This window comes from Microbulbifer aggregans, from assembly GCF_020524005.1.
Taxonomy (GTDB): domain Bacteria; phylum Pseudomonadota; class Gammaproteobacteria; order Pseudomonadales; family Cellvibrionaceae; genus Microbulbifer; species Microbulbifer aggregans_A.
In genome coordinates this window covers 671,536-692,202 of record NZ_JAIVKK010000001.1, presented here as the reverse complement: position 1 = coordinate 692,202, position 20,667 = coordinate 671,536, and the positions used below count along the sequence as shown (strand labels likewise).

Here is a 20,667-nt window from a genome sequence, read left to right as displayed (position 1 = left end):
ATGTTTGTAAAATTTCCGACACCACGCATTTGGTTATATGCTCCTAGGAAATTTTTCTAAATATAAAAGACGGGTGCAGCGCTATCATCAGTCTCGCGGCGCCAGCGGGAGAGAAGACTAGGAATGATGCCAGGTTCCGGTGCCACATGCCGGCAGCTCACGCCAGGAATCGCGAGCCTGCTCCACGGCCTCACGGTTGAGCTCGGGGCTGTACTTTCTACGCTTGGTCATTAGCACTCCTTTGGCGCAGTGTGCCTCTTTTTAGAAATGTCCGCAGCAACGGGGTAGTACCTGTAATTAGCTATTTGTGGCTAATTTTTCCGTTTGCTCAGTAGCTGTTGGCGTCAAAGTCTTTTTTAATAGTGATGAATAATTGACAGGGAATGTTTTTGAAATAATATCGATATATAGTTCGTCGAAGTTCGAAAGTATTTCTGGTAAATGTATTTGTGAAAATAAAATAGCTAAGTAGGTGGCGACTTAAGTAGATAGGTTTCTTCTAGCTTTTTGACTTTTTACAACTAGATAGATTTAGGTATATAGACATTACTTAAAAATTATATTTTGAATGTAGATGCATAAGCGCGCGGTCTTGTGCATGTGTTTTGACTATTTATCTTCTATTTTTAAAGCTTATTTAGAAATATTAAAAATCAAAAATGATATGATTTTTTTACAGTAAATTTAGGGGGGGGTATGGCGACGGAGAGTAACGTAAAGAAAATTGTGGAGCAAAAACTGTCGGCAATCAGTAATCGCCCGATGAGCGTGGTTGAAAATCCTGAAAACTCCCTCCGGGGGGCGCTATTGCTTTCTGAAGGTATGATAAGGGTTTCAGCAGTTTCGATTTCTCGCGCGATAAAGGCAGAGTATCCCGATAAGGCTCTTCCTATAACTCAGTCTTCGATGTTGATTTGTAAAAAAATAAAGCAAGTTACAGCTTTAGCATTAAAGCGAGCGAATGGAGATCCTGCGTGAAAGACTTATATTTTTCAGCTATATTTTTAGTCTCCTTTTTCAGCTCGTTCGCTTTCGGTCAAACTACGGTGGTCCAGGATCAAACAGCAGCTGAATGGCTAAGTGAACGTTTCGATCTGAAACAATCGGTAACTGATCCAACAAAATCGGGAAAGCCAGCATCCATAACCTTCATAAGTCCCGCAGGCGGCGAATCAAGTCAATCCATTGATATGGCAATAAAGTTTGTCAAGCTCGACCTTCTCGCCTCCAAAGACGCTACAGACTTGATACCGTTCGTTGAGTATCATCGTAATACGGCTCTCAGTACTCCACAGAACAGCCTCCAAGCAGGATTTTCGTTACACCACATTCAAACGCTGAATGATGCATCATTATGGTATTGGCTTGATTTAGGTTATATGGAGGATCGGGAGTCTGATATCTCTAGTAACTACGTAAAAGCCTGGGTTTCACCACTGTCTTCTTCTCTGTCTCTTGGTGCAGCTAACGACTGGTTTGGACCAGGGTCTATCCGCTGGGGTTTTGCTACTGGAGTTCAGTATTTCGACTCGCCAGATATTGCGAAATCTGGGACGCCCGGCACCGCACATCGTGCAGCAGGGCAGTTGGATTTTTTATGGGTACCCCCTAGCCAGTCTGTCGAAAACCCATTTCGGATTGAACTTGTTCAGAACTATTGGGCAATGACAAATCGTGATTCGGGATTTGAAGAAATTTATGGGCAAGAACAGTCGCTTTTTACTGCAACTGCCCGCTATAAGTTAGGCGATTATGCATCAGTGGCGGTCGTTTATAGCGAAGGTGAGAACCCTGAAACTGATAAAATGTATCATGAGACTACAACGATTTCCTTGGAGTTTTCTTTGTAATAAAGTATGTATGGGTATTGAGGAAGCGACCTAATCATAACACTTATGCACCTAAGGGTGATTGGTTGCTGTATGTGTCATTGCACTTTTTAGGCTTTTAGTTATTGGTGCTTAAATAGGCTGGGGTTTAATTTATTTTTAGTGGTTGGAAGTGGTTAATCATAAAAATAATCCACGGCATATCGTGCTTCAATTGTAAATAACCTGTTTTCCTTCTTCGATAAAGAAAGATAATGGATGTTATTGCCATCCAAGTAAACTTGTCAGCTGTGTCTTACGAAATACTACTTGGTCAAAACTCACGTTTCGACTAAGTTTGTGCGAGGATGGAGTGCAATCAGAAGATTTCCTATTTCACATTAAAAGGCATTTGTAAAATGGAGCAATAAAAAGGACACCCACGAAAATAAAAATCGAAAATAAAAAGGACATCCATTAAATAGTGCCTAACAGTACAAGGCGTCAGTCACGAGTATTTTTGCTTGCGCGCAAAAAGTAATTGTTGGAAGGGCAGGTTCGTGTGGTTTTTATTACGTATTCCGTATGATTGGGTGGGCCGCACACGCATTGTACGCTCGCAGCTGACCTGCGATGCAATTCAACGGGTGGAGAGAATAGGATTTAAGGTATTACGGGAGGAGGTGACAAGAGACGTTCGCACTCACGAATTCCGTGCACCCAGCGCTTGCCAAGTTGCTCGCAAGTGGCGCGTACAGTATGGCCGCTGCCTACCAGGGATTTAAACCGGCTTTCAAAATTTTTGTTTAGGTAGGTCCATTGCTTTGGATCAATTTGCAGGCGATCCAGAATGGGAGGAAGTTTTTCGTTGATTGCTCCCCGCTTATCTTCTCGTAGGCAGCGTCCGCTCCAGTCCACCAATTCAATATAGTCCTCTAGCCGAAACGGTAGGCCTGTAGGCATGGGTTCTTTGGGATTCCCGACAAAAGGCAGCAGCGTGGTGGGCTGTTGTGCCTGTTTTGCAGAGAGAATACGTTGTTTGATCGAGGTATGGTCCGATGTCTCTGGGGTTTCGGCCATTTTCGCGCGGATTGGATTAAGGTCGACATAAGCCATACAGGCTGCCAGGGCTTTTTCGTCCAGTAATGCTTGGGATTTAAAACGGCCCTCCCAGAATCGCCCGCTACACTGGTCTTCGCGATTGGATTCCCGTGCAATAAATTCGTTCAAATAGCGCATAAACCAACTGATATCGGTCAGCCGTGCCTTCCAGATTTTGGCTACCTCGGACAGCCGGGTCAATTCGGCAGAATCCAAGAGCTCCCCACGGTAAAAACGCTGCGATAAGGCAGAGCCTTTGCATAGCTGATGCCATCGAGACACGATCTCTAGCAGGTCCCAGCCGTCAGCCTGTTGCTGGTTCACGAATAACACGACATGATAATGGTTGCTCATGACCGCATACGAACAAACATCTAGGGCGAATATTCCGGAAAGTTCCAGCAGCCGGTCTTCTATCCACTGTCGACGGTGCTCAAAGCACTGCCCGGTGCGCTCATCACGCCCGCAAAGAAAAGCGCGGCGTACGCAGCGGGATACGCAGTGATAGTAGGGCGTTGTGCTTGGATCAATCAGATTTGATCGCGGTTGGGTCATGGCTATTAGTGGTGCTGTATATATAGCCAGTATTTTGCGATAAATGATGTTAAATGCAAGTGTTTGGCGTAGGATGCCTTATCTTCTATGGGTGTCCCATTCTTGATTCTTGATTAATGGGTGTCCCATTGTTGTGTTTCCCATTGTTGTGTTAATTGTTGTGACTATAAAGCTAAGCTAGATTTAATTTGATGAATTAAGTATGGGCAAAGTATCTCAGTTTTTGGCTGTCTCAGGTTTTCTTTCATTTTGTTTATTTCTCCGCTGGGAGTCGCATGTAAGTAAATCTTATTATCTGGATTCTCTTGCGAAGATAGAGGCTGAGGATATTCATTCAATTTATATTGGTGAGTATGAACTTCCACGTGAGATGCATAGGGGGTTTCATCGCTGTTTGGTTGATATTCGGCCCGGTTTGATACGGGGTGGCCGCGAAGCTGTATCTCTACGTATTGAGCTAAAAGGGGGAGGGGAGTTGTTGACCGACTTGGTTTTGCTTCATAAGTCCAGAACGATTGTTTGGGGTTACGGCAAAAACTATTATGTGTGGCCGAAAAAGAATGTACATAGCGTATATTCGAGTTTTACAGGAATCAGTACATGTTTGTATGACTATATATATGGTTAAGGTAATTAGATGGTTGGGGACGGAGTAAATTTTTGTCGCTAGGTAGAACAGTTGATTTAGTGGAAAAACTTTACTCTACGCCCAAATATTTACCCCAAATATTTAAGAGAAAGGTTCTAAATAGGTGAAGTTTAGCGTACGAATTATAGAATCTGCCCAGTAGCTATGGCTGGCGCCATGGCCGTACAGTTGCTCGATATTCTGGGCTGGATAGATTTTAGCGGTATTGCTCGATTGACCTACTATATCGAAGCGACAGGATTGACTGCTTTCGGTGCTGCATGGCTGACAGCGAGTCGTACGTTGCCATTTATTACTAATGAAGAAGAGCGTATAAAAATCGAGCTTTTGGGAAGGTTCCTGATTTTATTTGGTTGTAATCATTTATCGCTATTGGTTGTTCTCTGTTCTTTTGCAAGTAGATTCAGGGTCTATTCAGTTGCGCCGGGTTAAAAAGCAGGTGTGAATCCAAGGAATACGCACCATGCGCCAGGTCCCATACCGATTACTCGCCGCTCTCACCATCACTTTGACACTCGGTGGCTGTGTCACCTACCCAGCAGCCCCGCCGGTGGTCGTGGGGGGCACCTATGTCCGCAAGGCTCCTCCGGTTTACTCCTATTCAGTGATCACCGATCCCGGCTATCGCTACTACGACGATGCGCTCGGCGTTTACGTGTTCTACGACCGCAGCGACGTTTTCTATCGACAGGGGCGTTACTATCGTTGGCATCAGGACCATTGGATCAGTGCCAGTCACTGGGGCGGTCGTTGGTATCCGGCCCCCAATTTCTATATCTCGGCCAACTTCAATGATCGCTGGCATACGCGCTTGCGCCGCCATGGCCCTCACTATGCTGGAGGGCACGACTACAGACCGCCACGCCGGCACGATCATGACGACGGTTACAACCGGCGGGATCGGCATGAAAGCAACGGGCATCGACGTGAACGTCGGGAGGACGGCCAGGATCGTCGTGGGCAGGGCCAGAATCGTGACCGAGGTGGTGAACAGCGGTTCGCTGGCATCGCCGAGCCAAAGCGGCGGGCGCCTCAGGTGGATAACCGGAGTCTGGATAAGCGGAGAGAGGATCGCCGTAATGAACGCGGGAATCCACGCCTGAATCCGAGTCGGGACTTGCGGGCAGTCAAACTTGCGGACAAGCCAACCGGCATTCGCGACCCACGAGTTGTTCCTGCAGTAGCGCGCCCGGCAACCGATCGCCGCATGGTGCGCGACATGCCCAAGCCACAAAACCAGCGCGGACAGCCCCAGCCCCAGCGCAAAGCGCCAAATGATCGGCGCAATGCTGCCGCGAAGCCAGCTCTGCGCCAGGAGCGCGAGCGACCAGAGAACGAGCAACCAAGGAAGAAGGAAAGCGAAAAGAAAAAGACGTCCAATAAGAAAACGGATAAGCGCGATCAGGTACGCCTGGTGCGTGAGCCGCTAAACCGCCGGTCCAATGAGGCACGCCGTCAGATCGATTGATCCTGTCCACAAAAAAGGGCGCCGAAGCGCCCAAGATAATCTGCCGAATTCAGAGCGTCAGAAGGAAAATTTGTATCCTACTGACAGGTTGAACATCCATGGATCATAGATGTAGTCCCCGGAATAGGACTCAATAATCGGATTTACATCCGGGGGTGGCGGAACGTCATCCAGAAGCTGCAGCCGCATCTCAGTCGCGGATCGCGCGTAAAGCGCAGCGACATTTACCAGCCAGGAGCTTTCGCGTCCAAAGTTGAAGTCCATACCCATTTGCCATGTATAGCCCCATGAGTACCCGATATCGAAATTGCCGCGCAGGCCAAAATCAGCCAGGTCGTCCCGCACTACACGGCGAAGGCCGCTGTCACCGAAGTCGGTATAGCTAATCCCACCACCGATATAGGGCTGGACCATGCAGGTCTCATCCAGTGGGTAGAATTTCAGGCTTAAGGTACTGATATCGGCATCAAAACGCGCCACATCACGATATTCGACATTGTCGAAGCCGATCGAAAAATAGTCGTCAGCGTGAGTGCTCGTATGGTTGTCGCCGTCCATATAGCCAAGTTCGATGCCCCAATGATGTACAGGCTTCCATTCGAGGTTTGCATACCAACCCCACTCGGAACCCGGATCAACGTTAGAGCGAAACGCGTCGAAATACTGGAAGGTATCGTCGACAAAGCTAACGTCGTCGTCTCCCGGGGAGATGTAGTATCCGCCGACACGGACAATAAAGTCCTGTGGTCCGGTCAGGTTGAGGGGGCCTGCTGAGACAGTACTGGAAAGCGCCAGAGCCAACGGCGCCAAGATAGGTGAAAATTTCAACATCCTTTTCATTCAAGGTAACTCCATATATACCCGTGGAATAAAAAGTGTAATACAGCCATTTTTGACTTAAGGGGAAAACAACTCGCTTTACGTGCCAAATAGCATGGTGCTGGTGTTTCTTTTCCGTTGAACAGGCGGTAGGTAACCAGGCTCTGATGTTACCTTCACATCTCAGCGACATTTCAGTCACATTTGCGTTGCTAACCTCCCAGCGTTTCACCAAATAAAAACGGCAGAATGTTGAAGGGAGTGCAATATGAGCAAGCAGTTGAGACAGGCATCACAGTTGACTCTAGCGGCGCTGTTGATGGGAACTCCACTTTTTACCCACGCAGCAGAGGCGCCCGGTGCACTGACTATCGTCGTCAAGGATCAGAATACGGACCGGCCACTCTCATCCGCGCAGATCATGATCAGGGAACGGGAAACCGATTCGACGCGATCTGTGGTTACCGACGCGCAGGGTCGCATCGTCGTTGAACTGCTCGACCCCGGTCTCTACTCGGTGAATGTCGTCAAAGGCGGATTCAGTTCATCCTATGAGCCAAGCGTGCGTGTGGTTACGCGCAAGAATCTCAAAATTGAATTCGAACTGCGCGAGCAGGCCATTGAGGAAGTGGAGGTTCGGGCACAGCATCCTGATGCCTTTGCCTCCGCCAGTAATACCTATCTCGATAGGGAAGCGTTGCGAAGTGCCGTTGGCGGCGGCTCAGATCCGCTGCTCTCGCTGGACGGTTTGCCTGGCCTGGCATCCGTCAGTGAATTCGCGAGCTTTAGCGTGCGCGGCCGTGGCCCGAGAGACAATTTGTTATTCGTGGATGATTTTCCTTTTGATAAAGCGGTGCACTTTGATGCGACGCTGGGGGAAGAAGAAGATGTCGGTGGCGGCGGTCGTTTCTCGATTTTTGCACCAAATGTAATCAGTGGCGCGGCATTTTCACCGGGAGGGTGGAGTGCGGCTTATGGTGGCCGGGCTGCATCGTTACTGAATCTGGAAGTTGCCGATGGCAATCCAAGTCCTTCAGCAAGCCTGCGTTTCGACATTGCGGGCTATGAAGTTGGTTACGATGGTCCTGCCGGTATCACTGAAGACTCGACGTTGCTCGTTTCTGCGCGCCGATTGGACTTCGGTTCATTTTTTGAAACGATCGAAGAGCTCGACATTGGGGATCCTGTGTTAAGCGATGTCATCGTAAAGTCGGTAATGCCAATCAACGAGAGCCATACGGTCGAAGTGCTGCTGATTGACACACACGAAGACTACACCCGCGGTGTGACTCACGTTTTTGCATCGCCCAATTTCGAAGATGCTGCACTGCAGGATTCTGAACAGGATAGTGATCTGTACGGTCTGACACTGCGGTCGTTGATCGGTGACGAAGCTGTGCTGACCAACAAGGTTTACTACCGCACCAGCGACAAGATCAGTTCAGAGGGTGAATCATTTCCTGATCTCGTACCCGAGGGGTCACCCGCGTCCAGCTTTCCGGTGCGGGAAGACATCATTACCATCGGTGAGGGTGAGACAGAGATCGGCTGGCGAAGTGACTTCGAGACGGTAAATCCATGGGGCGTGTTCAGTGCCGGTGTTCGAGTAACGCAAGTTGAACTGGACTATAGCACCGTCCTTGATGGCGACTGGGTCCGGTTTGTCTACGACGACGATGATTTCAGGTCAGACCCCGAGCAGCGCTTTATTGTACTGACGCCCGATAACATCAACTCTTCACTCAGTCAGAAAGAAACGAGCTACGCAGGTTACGTAGAGCAGGTTTTTGAGCGCGGCGATTGGGATATTCGCACCGGCGTGCGGTTGGAGCGGGACGGTTTTGCAGACCAAAGCTTCGCGTCGCCCAGGTTCAGTGTCAATTGGCGGCCGGGTAAGACGATGAGATACTTTGCGACGGCAGGGCGCTTTCATCAGTCGCCACGATTTTTAGACCTTGCCGCTAACGCGGCGAACGACCTTGAGAACGAGGAAATCACACACGCGAGTATTGGTTTTGAATACTTCCCGAACAACCGCTGGTCGGTGCTGACGGAAGCCTACTACCAAAACCTCGACCACCTGGTGGTAGACCTCGACCGGGCAAGCGGCACCTTTGCAAACATTGGTGACGGCACATCGTACGGCGTCGATGTGGTGGCCAACGGTACGATTCGCGAGGGTATTTACGCTACCGCGACTTACTCCTATAACGATGCTAAAGTCGACCGAAAAGACGGTCGCGGTGACGTAGCCGCAGAATTCAGCCGCGAGCATGTGGCTACCCTCGGCCTGACCTGGGAGATCAGCGACCGCTGGAAGGTTGCCGGGCGCTACAAATACCTTTCCGGCAGGCCAGACGATGAGTTTATTATCCACTCAGACGTGTTGGGACCCGGGGAACTCCTGCGCTATTCGAAAGAGATCACTGAGCGCAATGTCGGTCGCAAAAGCGGTTCCGCCATGTTGAACGTTCGCGTTGACTATCGACGCGCATTTGGCCCCGTGGATGCAACAGCCTTTCTTGATGTCATCAATCTGACGGCCGCGTCGTCGAGCGACGACACCGATTTTGACTACCGCCGGGGCATTGAAGTGAAAGACGATAGCGAAGCCGAGCCGCTTATTGGTCTGCGTCTGGACTATGCCTGGTAAAAGGAGAGTAGGGAATGGTACATGCGCTTGGTGCAGCGCCGGTCAGAGTGTTGATTGTCGAAGACAGCCGCGGCATTTGCGAGAACATTGCCGCGTATCTTGAAAAGCGTAGCTATGTGATGGATTTTGCCTATGACGGTATAAGCGCTATGCACCTGGCGTTGACGAATCCGTTCGACGTGATTGTTCTGGACCTGAATCTTCCGGGGATGGATGGCCTGAGTTTCTGCCAAAAACTGCGCGCAGATGCCGAGGTAGACACGCCCGTGCTTATGCTAACGGCGAGAGACACGCTGGACGACAAACTTAAGGGTTTCGAGGCGGGCGCTGATGATTATCTGATCAAACCATTCGCGTTGCAGGAGCTGCATGCGCGACTGCAGGCGCTGTACAAGCGTAGTCACGGAAAGGCCGCGAGCCTGCTAACGGTAGGTGACCTGACGATGAATCGGTCCACGCTGCAAGTGCATCGCGCGGGGCAGCGTATTGATCTCACCCCGGCAGGCATGAGGCTACTTCAACGCTTGATGGAGGCGGCACCGTCTGTTGTGGCTCGCGATGATCTTGAAACGTTGTTGTGGGCCGACGAGCGCCCCGATGGTGATGCGCTGCGTTCGCACATGTACAAGCTGCGGCAGGCGATCGACAGGCCGTTTGATAGCCCGCTCCTTCATACGGTGCATCGCATCGGGTATCGAATTGCAGAGGATGCCCTGTAATGTACCGGTACAGTTTACGCAAGCGGGTCGCCATTGCATTTGCGGTGTGTGTTGCAGTACTCAGCGTGGTCTGGGGACTCGCGTTCTTCTCTGCGATCCGGCTGAGCGAAGACCGTGTGCTGGTGCGTCAGCTACAGCGCGCCGCCGAAAGCTATCCCGATCTAACGATGAGCCTGCGCGGATACGAAGAGGTGGGTAGCCTGCCGGAATCACTCAGGGAATGGGCGCAGACAAACCCCGATGAGGGGTTGTACGAATTCGATGCCGAAGAGTTGCATGTCGCAGTGGTACCTATCGAAAACGGGCAGCGACACGCATTTGTGGTTTTCGACGTTACCGGGATTGAGGCGGCGTCCTCAGAGGATTGGTGGTGGCTGCTCGTTATCACCGGAGTGGTGGGAACGCTCGGTGCGCTTGGTTTTGGGCTCGGCGTTGTTGTGATGCGCAGGGCCGTCGCCCCTGTGGTGCAACTTGCGAACGTGGTTGCAGACATCGACCCGGAAAAGCTATCGGCCGAAGATCACAAACGCATAGAGTCCAGCCGGTTCGGCGATGATGAGGTTGGCGTACTCGCCAGAACCATTGAGAAGACGCTTGAGCGTATCAACGCATTTGTTGAGAGGGAGCGGTACTTTACCGGTTCAGCCAGTCATGAGTTGCGCACGCCGATCACGGTGATACTGGGCGCGCTTGAGCTGCTGGAGGAAAGTGATCTGTCAGCGAACGATGTGAAGACGGTAGATCGAGTGAGGTATGCGACGCTCGAAATGAAAGCCACGATTGAAATGTTCTTGTGCCTCGCTCGCGAAACCGACGCTGGGCAGTGTAACGAGCAGTTTCTGGTGATGCCGCTGGTTAGCCAGGCCATAGAACAGCAGCGCCACCTGTTGAGCGGAAAATGTGTCGATGTTGAAATCGACTTAAACGATGCTGAAATCGCTGATCTATCAAACCCGATAGCCTGCGGGCATTCACAGGCTTTTTCTATCGCGGTCAATAACCTGGTGCGCAATGCATTTGAGCACACACTGGACGGGCAGGGGCCGATCACGATTCACATCAAAGAACGCGTGCTTTTCGTCACCAATCAGGTGAGTAGTGAAGCGGAGGAACGGCAAACACCGACCGAGGCGTCGTCCCCCAGCGGGTATGGCCTGGGTCTGGGTATCGTCCAACGGCTGTGCGAACGCAACGGCTGGTTGTTTTCATTGCACGCTGACGAGGCGCGTGTGGCCGCGCGTCTTTCTTGGTGACGGCTACTTACCCTGCCATTTCGGTGCGCGTTTCTCAGCGAAGGCGAGGGCGCCTTCTTTGGAGTCTTCTGTCCGCATAAGGAAGTCGAAGGACTCTTTTTCGAGCCTGACGGCGGAGGACAGCGGCATGTCCAGCCCCTGCATTACCGTGGTCTTCATCTTCTGCACGGCCAGCGGCGCACTTTTGATAATCTCTCCGGCGATCTGCTTACAGGTTTCAATCAGCTTGTCTTCTGCAACTACGTGGTTGACCAGGCCCAGGCGATAGGCGTCCGGTGAATCGATACGGCCGCCGGTATACAGCATCTCCAGTGCTGGCCCCAGCGGGATCAGGCGCGGCAGGCGCTGTGTTCCGTAGCCGCCCGGGATCCAGCCAAGACGCACTTCCCCAGAGCCAAAGTGTGCATCTTCCGTGCACACGCGAATATCGCAGGCCAATGCCTGTTCAAGCCCGCCGCCATTGCAGTGCCCCTGTATCGCTGCAATCACCGGCTTGGTCAATGTCAGCATGCGTGGATAGAGGCGGTCTACAAACCCCTCGGCATCTGGTGACTTTACCCATTTGATATCCGTCCCCACGCAAAATGCGCGGCCCTCACCGCTCACAATGCCGACTCTCAGGCTGGGGTCATTTTCCAGCTCGTCCCACGCGTCTGCAATGGCGTTGTAGGTCTCACCATCACAGGCATTCAGGACGTCCGGGCGATTGATCTTTACGTGGATGATTCCATCGGACTTGTCGACGATGACTTTACTCATTCCTATTTCCTTAAATTTAACCGGCCCCAACAATAGAGCCGTGGCTATCCAAACTAGCTAGAACGTAAAACGCGTGCGCAATCCCAGCAGAATGATCAAGTTCTCGTTCGGGTTGAGCGCGGGCTCTGCGAGAATCTGGACATTCGGCGTTATCTGGAAGTTTTCTGATAGCTGCAGGCGATAAAAAAACTCACCGGTCCACTGGTCGTTCAGGTCCAGTGGGAGGGTGTCTGAATTCGGTCGCCCCCAGTTGAGCCCAATACCAACGAGATTTCCTCCGGGCTGTTTCATATACCCAAAGCCGGTGCTGACGGAGGCCTCATAAAGTCCGCCACCCTCATCGGCCCAGCCAGCGCGCAGGTAAGGTAGCCACTTGCCGTCGATCAGCGTCGAGAAGGAACCCATTACACCCCAACCACCGGGCGCACCGGTTTCCGCACTGTCGTCCAGGTGCCAGAAGGAGATGTGTGCATTATCGAGGAAGAATTTCTTGCCGCCGCCCGTGAGACCAATCTCCAGGCTTTTGAACGTATCAAAATCACTAAAAAACGTATCAATGCTTTTGAAGGGAGAGGTCGGATCTGCACTGGCGTCGGCAATACTGACGGCGGCGTACACCTTGTCTGTCAGATAGCCGCCAACCATGGCACCGAAGGTGCCATCGGGCAGCGCGATCATGGTGTTGGCCCCCGTAGAGAAAGCCAGGTTAAAGTAGCCACTCCACGGACTAGCCAGGGCGTAGACATCGAAGTATTCCTTGATGTCGATGATGCCCACTCGGGCAACCGCCCGATCCTCTAGAAAGTGCTGCTTCCAGTAGAAGGTGGTTCCGCGAACGCCCTGATCACTGAAGACGGGCTCCGGCACGCCGGCATACCCCACCACCAGCCCGAACGTGGCCGGGGGAATATCGGTAAAGGCGTGACGATTTTCCGCCTTGAACTCCAGGCTCCCCGTGTTTTTGCTACCGCGATTGAAGAGGGCCCAGGAACCGTAAAGGCGAAAGATATCCGAGGCGGCGGAGTTGTCGCCAAGACTTTCCGTCGCTCTTAACCCGACCGCGGTATAGTCGGCACCGAAGCCGAATCCGGTTCGCTCTTCCAGGCTGTTTTTCCAGGTTTCCCATTGCTTGAGAATATTTTTGTTGAGGACATCCGCTTTTTCTTCACTGCTATCGGTCAGCAGCGAATCCGCCGAGTCCGGGCCATTGAGTGGGTTTCGGTCCAGCCCGGTGGTAGCTGGAGTCGAGGCGGGCACGGTTGATTCGGCCTCCGTTTCACCTGCGGCATACACGCTAGCGCAAGCGGCGAGAAGCGAAAGCGTCAAACTGGTCGCAATAGAGGTCCGGTCGGTAAACATCAGCGAGCACCTTCATCTTCGCGCATAGAGTGAAACCTAGCAGGATTGAATGGGGGGGCAGCCGGTCTCGCAGCTCGGCACCTTCGAAGGGAGCCCAGATAATGAACGTGTTCCGCGTAGCAGACGCATCCCCCTCCTGCTTGTCCCATCACCCGTGATCAGGCACTCGGAGTCCGTCGTGTCACGTAGAGAATGTGTTCAACGAACGCCACGGTCTCTCCTCTTTGGTTGGTGGTGGTCTCGGTCTGTGTGAGCAGGCCGTGGGTCTTGTGCTTGGGGTGATCCTGTTTATCGGCGACCGCCACCTCGACCTTGATGGTGTCGCCGGCGAAGACAGGGTTGGGATAGCGGATTTTGTTGTATCCGTAGGCCATGACATTCGGGTTTTCCGACGAGGACTGGAAGATCAGGCCGGTGCTGACGCAAAAGGTCAGGTTGCCGTGGGCGATGCGGTGTTTGAACGGCCCTTTTTTCGCGAATTCCTCATTGGTATGGTGAGGCTGCCAGTCGCCGGAATGCATCGCGTGCATGACGATGTCAGATTCGGTAATAGTTCGGGCATTCGTCATGTACGATTCACCGATTTCAAAATCTTCAAAGAACTTATGCTCGTCCGCCATCTACTTTCTCTCGCTTGGAACTGGGTGGGTTTCACTTGCGTTGCTTGGGTAGACCGACCGCGTGGGCCTCTGCCATCGCCTTGACTTCATCTTCGGTGTAGCCGAGTGCCGTCAGTTCAGACATGGTGTGCTCGCCGATACCCGGTGGCTTTTGCGGTTTGATCCGTTCGTATCCTTCACTGTGGATCTGCATGGGGCTGTCGACAGTGCGAATGCCATCTGTGCCTTCCACTTCCGGGAAGCAGTTGTTGGCGAGCATGTGCTCATCGCGGGTACATTCCTCGGTGGTTTGCACAACACTGAAATTCACACCGAACTTCTTCAGGCGCTCGGAAACTTCGGCGAGCTCGTGTTGCGCGACAATCTTCTGCATTTCCTGATAAAGCGCCTTGCTGTTTTTCAGACGTAACTCTGGTGTTGCGAAACGTTCATCGCCTTTCAGATGGTCGGCACCGAAGGCATCGCGGAGGTTGTCGATATTGTTTGGGTTGATTTCCACGATAATGATGTAGCGGCCGTCCTTGGTTTTGAAGCGGCCACCCGCTACCGGATTCGGCCATTCCTCAAGGGTGTACTTCGGAATCGGCGGCGTACCAACCAGAGCCGCTTGTAACATGCACGAGTTTGCCCAGAGCCCCATATGCATCAGGGAGATGGACACTTCAGATCCCTTGCCGGTACGTTCGCGGTGGAACAGGGCCCCCAATACGGCTCCGGCCAGAGCCGCGGAGGTGCTCAGGTCACCAACGCCCACAGGCAGTGCGGTCGGTGGGCCATCCTTGGGGCGCAACTCTTCCATTATCCCGGTGCGGGCGTACCACGCGGTCGCGTCGAAGCCCGGGGCATCCTTGTCCGGTCCCTTCTGACCAAAACCATTGATCGCGGCGTACACGATTTTGGGATTGACTGCCTTGATGTCCTCGTAGGTGTGCTTCAGATGTTGTTGAACCGGGTGCGGCGAGTTGGTGAGGAACACGTCGGCGGTGGCCGCCAGTTTGTGCAGCGCTTCCTGGGCTTCTGGTGCCTTGAGATTGAGTGCGACCGATTTCTTGGTGCGGTTCTGGATGTAGGTCGTCCACGGAATTTTGCTGGGAGGCAGGCCGGGGGTTAAATGTCCGTAGCGCCAGGGGTCGCCAGTTGGCGGTTCAATCTTGATGACCTCAGCACCCAGGTCGGCGAGGATGACGGTGGCATTGGGGGCGGCTGCCATCGATGCAACCTCGATGACTTTAATGCCTTCTAGAATTCCGGCCATTTTCATATATCTCCGAGAATATGGTCTGGGCGCTCTGTTATTCAGGCGCGCTAGTCAGGTATCGATGTGTCGTGGTGGTGGAACCTTGCGCCATGTGGCGTGCGCGCGCGGCGGCTCGACGTCGTTTTCCATCTAATTGGTGCGAGGGTACAGTTTAGGTCGGGCTGTGTTAGGGGGGGGGGAGCGGGCGACATTCATCTCCGGCACGGGCAGCTTGAAGTTTGTGTGCCGCTGTTCATTAAGGGCCCCCGGCGGTGAGACCGACCAGAGTTGTGGCCGCCCCAAATCTAGATCAGCTCAACTACGCTTGAATCATCAGAGTTATTGGGCTAGGCGACTCAGAACATCTGTCGCCTAATCTGTTGAGACGAGATCATGCGTAGAATCAATATTCTCACTTCCATCTTCATTTTGGCCGCGTCGGTCGCCTGGGCGCAGGGAAAGGCGCAAGAGAAGACACAGGAACACACGCCGCTGGACGAGTTTGTCGATGGCTTTCCACTAGAGCTTGAAAAGCAGACGCGCAACGCCGACTACAACGAGCTGTTCAAGGGCGGCGATATCTCTGCGTATTTCAATATGCGTGCATCGGAGTTCCTGCCGACAGCCATTCTCCCGCCACATCAGGACATAATGCCATTGGGCAACAAGCCGATGCCGGAAGTCGGCAAAGTGAAAGTCGAATTGCTGTCCGAAAGTAAGCTCAAGGGGCCGCTTACCCTCGATGAATTCCTTGAGCAGTCCGATGGTGCCCAGGCGTATCTGGTGGTTCACAAGGGCAATATCGTGTACGAGAAGTATCCGCGCATGCGCCCCGAGGATCACCACGTCTGGATGTCTTCGGCCAAGCCCACCGCCAGCCTGGTCATCGATCAGCTGATCAGTGAGGGGAAGATCGACGAGAATGTGCCGATCACCAAATACCTGACGGACTTCAAGGGCACCGACTGGGACGGCATCACGACCCGTGATGTGATGGACATGGCGACAGGCATGGACCTTGAGGACACGTCCGAATCCCGCTTCGATCCGGACAATATTGCCCGCCGCGTGTATGAAGCCGAGTTTGGCTTTCCGAATAAAACCCGGGGCGTGGAAAAGCTGCGTGACGTATTGAAGAGCACACCCAAGAAAGACGAGCCCGGTTTGGCATTTGAGTATGCCTCGGGGTTGACGCAAATGCTGGTGCTCCTGGCGGAGGAGGTGGAAAATGACCGCTGGCATCAGATATTCGACCGCCGCGTATGGTCGAAGATGGGTGCCGAGGGGCCTTTGCAACTGCACATGACACCGGACGGAATTGTGGCGGCGCATGGCTTGATATCGAGTAACCTACGGGATTTTGCCCGCTTCGGCATGCTCTACACACCGAGCTGGAAAAAGATTGCCGTCGAGCAGGTGGTGACGGATGAAATCCTCGAGCGCATTCGCAAAGGGGTTCGGTCCCACGATTTCGTCATGGCCGGGTTCGATGGCGCTGTGTTCGTTGACTATCTGGGTTCAAAGGACTTTATCGCCAACAGCCGCCAGTGGGATGTGATTTGGCCCGATGGCGATATGTGGAAAGGGGGGCTGATGACTCAGGGCCTCTATGTATCGCCATCTAGGGATCTCGTGATTGTCTATTTCAATGTCAACAACGATGACCACTCGGGCCACCGCTTTGCGCGGCCGATTGCGACTTCCGGGCTTTTCGATAAATGACCCCCTTAATAAAGGGCGGATAAACGATGTGATAGGAGGAGTTTTCGAGTTTCTTGTTGGGGGGCAGTGTCTGGGCTGCCACCACATATCTGTCGGAGCGTTATCTAGCGATTACTGATATCTGTGTATTTATCCAGTAGAATGGCACGCCTCACCAACAAACACTCCAAGTCTAACCTCAACCCAGTACAGTCTCTTGCCCCAAGGTTTTCTCCTCACTCGCCACAGCTTTGATCAGCGCGGTAGCACCTGCATCCACTACTGGCTGGCCACGCCCGAGGGCCCGGTCAAGCTGGTTATTGAAGGTGAGCGCCCGGTCTTTATGGTGAAGGTGGCAGACCGCCCCCAGGTTACCGAGGCGCTGGTCGGCGTGCCTTACGACTGGCAGCAGCTGGGCTTCCAGACCTTTGGCCGCGAAGAAGCGGCCATGCTGTATTTCCCCACCATCGACGCCCACCGCCGGGCTCAGACCCTGTTGCAATCTCGTGGCATCGAGGTGTTTGAAGCGGATTTTCGCCTCCACGACCGTTACCTGATGGAGCGCTTTGTCCGAGGTGGCCTCTATTTTGAAGGGGTGGCCCGGGCCAAAGAGGGCTTTGTGGAATATCGCAACGTGCGCCTCAAGGGCGCCGAGGTGCAGCCGAATTTCAGGGTGGTGTCCCTGGATGTGGAGTGCTCCGGCCAGGGCGAGCTGTATTCCATCGGTCTCTACAGTGATGGGGTGGAGGAGGTGCTAATGGTGGGCAAGCCGGAGGCCGCCGATACCTCCATCCACTGGGTGGATGACGAACGGGCGCTGCTTGAGGCCCTGGAGGCCAGGATCCAATCGCTGGATCCGGACATCATCATTGGCTGGTCCGTGGTGGACTTCGATGTTCGGCTGCTGCTGAAAAGAGCCGGGCGCTATGGCCTGCGCCTGAAGTTGGGGCGCGGTGGTACCGATGCGCGCTGGCGGGATGGCCGGGAAGGCAACCAGGGCTTTGTGACGCTGCCGGGCAGGGTGGTGCTGGATGGCATCGACGGACTGAAGAGCGCCACCTATAACTTTGAAAGCTTTAGCCTGGAGTTCGTGGCCCAGACCCTGCTGGGCAGGGGCAAGGACACCGAGGACGTGGACAACCGCCTGGCGGCGATTGAGCACGATTTTCGCCATAACAAACCCAAGCTGGCCGCCTATAACCTCGAAGACTGCCGGCTGGTCTGGGATATATACCAGCACACCCGCTTGCTGGATTACCTGCGCCTGCGGGCCCAGCTCACCGGCCTGGAGCTCGACCGCAGCGGCGGCTCGGTGGCGGCCTTTACCAACCTCTATCTGCCCAGACTACACCGCAGCCGCTATGTGGCGCCAAACCTGCCAGCTGACGGCGGCCTCGCCAGCCCGGGCGGCTATGTGATGGACTCCCGGCCGGGCCTGTACGACAACGTGCTGGTGCTGGATTTCAAGAGCCTGTATCCCAGCATTATCCGCACCTTCAAGATCGATCCTATGGGATTGATTGAAGGATTGGCTGTGGAAGCTGCAGAGGGAACGGAAGAGGGCGGGGCAGATGAAAATACCATCCCCGGTTTTCGCGGCGCGCGCTTTTCCCGCGATAAGCACTTCCTGCCGGACATCATTACCAACCTCTGGGCCCAGCGCGACATCGCCAAGCAGGAGCAGGATGCGGCCCGCTCCCAGGCCATCAAGATCATCATGAACTCCTTCTACGGGGTACTCGGAAGTGGGGGCTGCCGTTTTTACGACACGCGCCTGGCCAGCTCCATCACCCTGCGCGGTCACGAGATCATGCAGCAGACGGCCCGCTGGATAGAGGAGATTGATGGAGGGAAACACCAGGTCATCTACGGCGATACCGATTCCACCTTTGTCTGGCTGAGCGGCCGACCCAGCCCGGAAGAAGCGGATGCGATCGGCAAGCGCCTGGCCAGTGAAATCAACACGCGCTGGCAAAACATGCTCAAAGACGAGCTGGCGTTGGAGTGCGAACTGGAGCTGGAATTCGAAACCCACTACCAGCGCTTTCTGATGCCCACCATTCGCGGCTCTGAGGCCGGCTCGAAGAAACGCTATGCGGGCCTGGTGGTGAACGGGGATGAGGAAAAGCTGGTATTCAAGGGCCTGGAGACGGTGCGCAGCGACTGGACCGCCCTGGCTAAGCAGTTCCAGACTCAGCTTTACGGGATGGTGTTTCACGGTGAAGATCCGTCCGACTATGTCCGCGAGACGGTGGAGAAAACCCGTGCAGGGCAGGTGGACGAGCAGCTGGTGTACCGCAAACGGCTCCGGCGCAAGCTGGAGCAATACGTAAAAAACGTACCGCCCCAGGTACGCGCGGCGCGGATGGCCGACGATATACGCCGGCAGCAGGGACTAGAACCCCGCTACCAGAATAAGGGCTGGATCCGTTACGTGATCACCCTCAATGGCCCGGAGCCAGTGGATTACCGCCAGTCACCGGTGGATTACCAGCATTACATCGACCGGCAGCTCAAGCCGGTGGCAGACGCCATATTGCCCTTTATAGATCTGGATTTTGACAGTCTGGTGGGTGGCCAGCTGGGCCTGTTCGGTGTGTCCGATTGAGTATCGGTATGAAGTTGTTTTGCCAGACCTGTCTGCACAGTGACATGACTGAGGTGGCAAAAACGATAAAAGGCATCAGATCAAATTTTTGATGCTAATTGTTTGAACGGATGTGATACCAAAAGGTAATCTAGCCCGCTAGTTCTGAAGTCCGCTGTCGTTTGATACGGAATCACATTGCAAGAGAATTTACATGGATTTTTTAGTTCTTTTCCTATCAGTTGCATTTTTAACCACGCTGTCGACACTTAGTGGAGCCCTTCTTCTCCGGTCTGTCGGTATTGGGGTCCCGGTGATTAAGCTCGGTACTTGGGGACCGAAAGCAACGGTGCGGATTGCCGGATCATCCGTTTCGATTAGTCCATGGATTTTTAGTGGTAGCGTCATATTTAAGGATGTAGAAAATGTCGATCTTTATGGCTCTGAGCCAGGGGGCATATTTAGCTCCTTTGGGCGGATTCCAAGAGCGCTGATGGTTTTGACTGGCCCTGCGGCAATGTTTGTTTTCGCCTTTCTTTTGATGGGGGTTGATGCAGTGGAGGCTTTCGTCTCAGGATTTTCTCAAATCTTTCGTGGGGCGCTGAGCCCATTCGGTTACGCGCAAGAATTGCTGGGTTCGTTTTGGGCTGTTGTTCATAATTCGCCGGTTTTAGGAACAGCTTTGCTGGCTAGTAAGCTTTCCGCTTTCGCCATGCTGCCGATTGCGCCCTTTAGTGGTGGGCAAGCGCTTTCCGAACTGGCTCGCCCCACTGGAGCTGTGCACGGGCGCCTGAACTCAATAATTCTGCAAGTCGGCATCCTTGTAATGCTCGTCATCGTGCTTTCTTGGATGTCTGCGTTGGGATATTGGTTGCTCTACGGCGGGTCCGTATAAGGAAGATAATTGGGCAGAACAAAATTTAGGTCTCAACTAGAGTAGTTGAATGAGGTAGCGAAATTTCAGTCTGAGCCTCGATATGACTTGAAGCTTTAAAACGCGGCCTTGACCGCGTTTTTTATTGTGGTTTCAGGCAATCATCACAGGCGTAGTACTTTACTATGTCGCCGCATTTCAGCTCTGCAGTGTTTCCTGCTCTTATTTCCCATGAGCAACTTTTGCTTCCTACGCTGGCTGTTCCATATGAATAGCAGGGCAGGTAGTTGTGCTCATCGTGCAGTTGCTTAAGTGAAGTTAGTTCTGACTTCCTGAAGAATTCTTCCGCCGCTTCCTGCGAAATGGTGAAATCTGAGCAGAACTCATTTTTGTGGTTATCAGTTTTTGAACCGGAGACCTCGGTTACTACGATTTCGATCGAGTCATTACGCTGCGTGCAACCAATAGATAGAATTATCCATGTGACAATCAATAAGCGATTCAT

At 53.1% G+C, this 20,667-nt stretch carries 18 protein-coding genes and 1 pseudogene; 11 read left to right on the top strand and 8 right to left on the bottom strand.

Annotation, left to right across the window (positions count from 1 at the left end; translation table 11 throughout):
- Positions 1-65 precede the first annotated feature (65 nt).
- Positions 66-231: pseudogene (locus LC093_RS02950) on the bottom strand (transposase); the annotation flags it as partial.
- Positions 232-696: 465 nt separating this feature from the next.
- Between LC093_RS02950 and LC093_RS02945 the strand changes: the two are divergent.
- On the top strand, positions 697-978 hold the full coding sequence (locus LC093_RS02945) for a hypothetical protein (RefSeq protein WP_226661826.1): 282 nt from the start codon (positions 697-699) through the stop codon (positions 976-978).
- Positions 975-1,850, top strand: coding sequence for a hypothetical protein (locus LC093_RS02940; RefSeq protein ID WP_226661824.1), 876 nt, complete (start codon positions 975-977; stop codon positions 1,848-1,850). Before LC093_RS02945 ends, LC093_RS02940 begins: the two co-directional genes overlap by 4 nt.
- A 621-nt stretch (positions 1,851-2,471) precedes the next feature.
- Here LC093_RS02940 and LC093_RS02935 read toward each other — a convergent pair.
- Entirely contained in the window at positions 2,472-3,464 is a 993-nt protein-coding gene (locus LC093_RS02935) for a transposase (protein WP_226661823.1), read from the bottom strand.
- Positions 3,465-3,666: 202 nt separating this feature from the next.
- Between LC093_RS02935 and LC093_RS02930 the strand changes: the two genes are divergently transcribed.
- The 3 genes from LC093_RS02930 to LC093_RS02920 all read left to right on the top strand — a co-directional run bounded on the left by LC093_RS02930 (position 3,667) and on the right by LC093_RS02920 (position 5,581).
- Positions 3,667-4,092, top strand: a complete 426-nt coding sequence (locus tag LC093_RS02930) for a hypothetical protein (RefSeq protein ID WP_226661822.1) — start codon at positions 3,667-3,669, stop codon at positions 4,090-4,092.
- A 177-nt stretch (positions 4,093-4,269) separates the two neighbouring features.
- A complete protein-coding gene (locus LC093_RS02925; protein WP_226661820.1) occupies positions 4,270-4,545 on the top strand; it encodes a hypothetical protein in 276 nt (91 codons plus the stop codon).
- A gap of 31 nt (positions 4,546-4,576) precedes the next feature.
- Positions 4,577-5,581 carry a hypothetical protein gene (locus tag LC093_RS02920; protein WP_226661818.1) on the top strand — a complete coding sequence of 335 codons (1,005 nt, stop codon included), beginning with the start codon at positions 4,577-4,579 and terminating at the stop codon, positions 5,579-5,581.
- A 57-nt stretch (positions 5,582-5,638) separates the two neighbouring features.
- On the opposite strand, the gene LC093_RS02915 is transcribed toward LC093_RS02920, so the two are convergent.
- Positions 5,639-6,421 (bottom strand): OmpW/AlkL family protein, encoded by a 783-nt coding sequence (locus LC093_RS02915; protein WP_226661817.1) that lies wholly within the window; start codon positions 6,419-6,421, stop codon positions 5,639-5,641.
- A gap of 247 nt (positions 6,422-6,668) precedes the next feature.
- On the opposite strand from LC093_RS02915, the gene LC093_RS02910 reads away from it, so the two are divergent.
- The 3 genes from LC093_RS02910 to LC093_RS02900 are packed head-to-tail and all read left to right on the top strand — an operon-like array spanning position 6,669 to position 11,025.
- The gene (locus tag LC093_RS02910; RefSeq protein WP_226661815.1) at positions 6,669-9,053 is read left to right on the top strand and encodes a TonB-dependent receptor; all 2,385 of its coding nucleotides are present in this window, start codon (positions 6,669-6,671) and stop codon (positions 9,051-9,053) included.
- 14 nt (positions 9,054-9,067) lie between these two features.
- Entirely contained in the window at positions 9,068-9,772 is a 705-nt protein-coding gene (locus tag LC093_RS02905) for a response regulator transcription factor (protein WP_226661813.1), read from the top strand.
- Positions 9,772-11,025: a sensor histidine kinase gene (locus LC093_RS02900; RefSeq protein ID WP_226661811.1), complete on the top strand. Its 1,254-nt coding sequence runs from the start codon at positions 9,772-9,774 to the stop codon at positions 11,023-11,025. Before LC093_RS02905 ends, LC093_RS02900 begins: the two co-directional genes overlap by 1 nt.
- A gap of 3 nt (positions 11,026-11,028) precedes the next feature.
- Here the strand turns inward: LC093_RS02900 and LC093_RS02895 are convergent, their stop codons facing one another.
- From LC093_RS02895 to LC093_RS02880, 4 genes are all read right to left on the bottom strand, one after another.
- Positions 11,029-11,784 (bottom strand): enoyl-CoA hydratase/isomerase family protein, encoded by a 756-nt coding sequence (locus LC093_RS02895; protein ID WP_226661810.1) that lies wholly within the window; start codon positions 11,782-11,784, stop codon positions 11,029-11,031.
- A gap of 57 nt (positions 11,785-11,841) precedes the next feature.
- Positions 11,842-13,143 carry a carbohydrate porin gene (locus LC093_RS02890; protein WP_226661808.1) on the bottom strand — a complete coding sequence of 434 codons (1,302 nt, stop codon included), beginning with the start codon at positions 13,141-13,143 and terminating at the stop codon, positions 11,842-11,844.
- A gap of 158 nt (positions 13,144-13,301) precedes the next feature.
- Positions 13,302-13,763 (bottom strand): MaoC/PaaZ C-terminal domain-containing protein, encoded by a 462-nt coding sequence (locus LC093_RS02885; protein ID WP_226661806.1) that lies wholly within the window; start codon positions 13,761-13,763, stop codon positions 13,302-13,304.
- Between the two features lie 31 nt (positions 13,764-13,794).
- Entirely contained in the window at positions 13,795-15,018 is a 1,224-nt protein-coding gene (locus LC093_RS02880; RefSeq protein WP_226661804.1) for a CaiB/BaiF CoA transferase family protein, read from the bottom strand.
- A 375-nt stretch (positions 15,019-15,393) separates the two neighbouring features.
- Here LC093_RS02880 and LC093_RS02875 point away from each other — a divergent pair, with 375 nt between their 5' ends.
- The 3 genes from LC093_RS02875 (at position 15,394) to LC093_RS02865 (ending at position 20,183) form a co-directional block, all read left to right on the top strand.
- Positions 15,394-16,722 carry a serine hydrolase domain-containing protein gene (locus LC093_RS02875; protein ID WP_226661802.1) on the top strand — a complete coding sequence of 443 codons (1,329 nt, stop codon included), beginning with the start codon at positions 15,394-15,396 and terminating at the stop codon, positions 16,720-16,722.
- Positions 16,723-16,918: 196 nt separating this feature from the next.
- A complete protein-coding gene (locus tag LC093_RS02870) occupies positions 16,919-19,309 on the top strand; it encodes a DNA polymerase II (RefSeq protein ID WP_226661800.1) in 2,391 nt (796 codons plus the stop codon).
- Between the two features lie 193 nt (positions 19,310-19,502).
- Positions 19,503-20,183, top strand: coding sequence for a hypothetical protein (locus LC093_RS02865; protein WP_226661798.1), 681 nt, complete (start codon positions 19,503-19,505; stop codon positions 20,181-20,183).
- Between the two features lie 121 nt (positions 20,184-20,304).
- Here LC093_RS02865 and LC093_RS02860 read toward each other — a convergent pair whose 3' ends face one another.
- On the bottom strand, positions 20,305-20,667 hold the full coding sequence (locus LC093_RS02860) for a hypothetical protein (RefSeq protein ID WP_226661796.1): 363 nt from the start codon (positions 20,665-20,667) through the stop codon (positions 20,305-20,307).

Bases quoted from the DNA above. Each gene is read 5' to 3' on its own strand.
- LC093_RS02880 (WP_226661804.1), bottom strand. From the start codon at position 15,018: ATGGCCGGAATTCTAGAAGGCATTAAAGTCATCGAGGTTGCATCGATG.
- LC093_RS02915 (WP_226661817.1), bottom strand. From the start codon at position 6,421: ATGAAAAGGATGTTGAAATTTTCACCTATCTTGGCGCCGTTGGCTCTG.
- LC093_RS02905 (WP_226661813.1), top strand. From the start codon at position 9,068: ATGGTACATGCGCTTGGTGCAGCGCCGGTCAGAGTGTTGATTGTCGAA.
- LC093_RS02910 (WP_226661815.1), top strand. From the start codon at position 6,669: ATGAGCAAGCAGTTGAGACAGGCATCACAGTTGACTCTAGCGGCGCTG.
- LC093_RS02930 (WP_226661822.1), top strand. From the start codon at position 3,667: ATGGGCAAAGTATCTCAGTTTTTGGCTGTCTCAGGTTTTCTTTCATTT.
- LC093_RS02860 (WP_226661796.1), bottom strand. From the start codon at position 20,667: ATGAATCGCTTATTGATTGTCACATGGATAATTCTATCTATTGGTTGC.
- LC093_RS02865 (WP_226661798.1), top strand. From the start codon at position 19,503: ATGGATTTTTTAGTTCTTTTCCTATCAGTTGCATTTTTAACCACGCTG.
- LC093_RS02900 (WP_226661811.1), top strand. From the start codon at position 9,772: ATGTACCGGTACAGTTTACGCAAGCGGGTCGCCATTGCATTTGCGGTG.
- LC093_RS02935 (WP_226661823.1), bottom strand. From the start codon at position 3,464: ATGACCCAACCGCGATCAAATCTGATTGATCCAAGCACAACGCCCTAC.
- LC093_RS02945 (WP_226661826.1), top strand. From the start codon at position 697: ATGGCGACGGAGAGTAACGTAAAGAAAATTGTGGAGCAAAAACTGTCG.
- LC093_RS02920 (WP_226661818.1), top strand. From the start codon at position 4,577: ATGCGCCAGGTCCCATACCGATTACTCGCCGCTCTCACCATCACTTTG.
- LC093_RS02885 (WP_226661806.1), bottom strand. From the start codon at position 13,763: ATGGCGGACGAGCATAAGTTCTTTGAAGATTTTGAAATCGGTGAATCG.
- LC093_RS02895 (WP_226661810.1), bottom strand. From the start codon at position 11,784: ATGAGTAAAGTCATCGTCGACAAGTCCGATGGAATCATCCACGTAAAG.
- LC093_RS02925 (WP_226661820.1), top strand. From the start codon at position 4,270: ATGGCCGTACAGTTGCTCGATATTCTGGGCTGGATAGATTTTAGCGGT.
- LC093_RS02875 (WP_226661802.1), top strand. From the start codon at position 15,394: ATGCGTAGAATCAATATTCTCACTTCCATCTTCATTTTGGCCGCGTCG.
- LC093_RS02890 (WP_226661808.1), bottom strand. From the start codon at position 13,143: ATGTTTACCGACCGGACCTCTATTGCGACCAGTTTGACGCTTTCGCTT.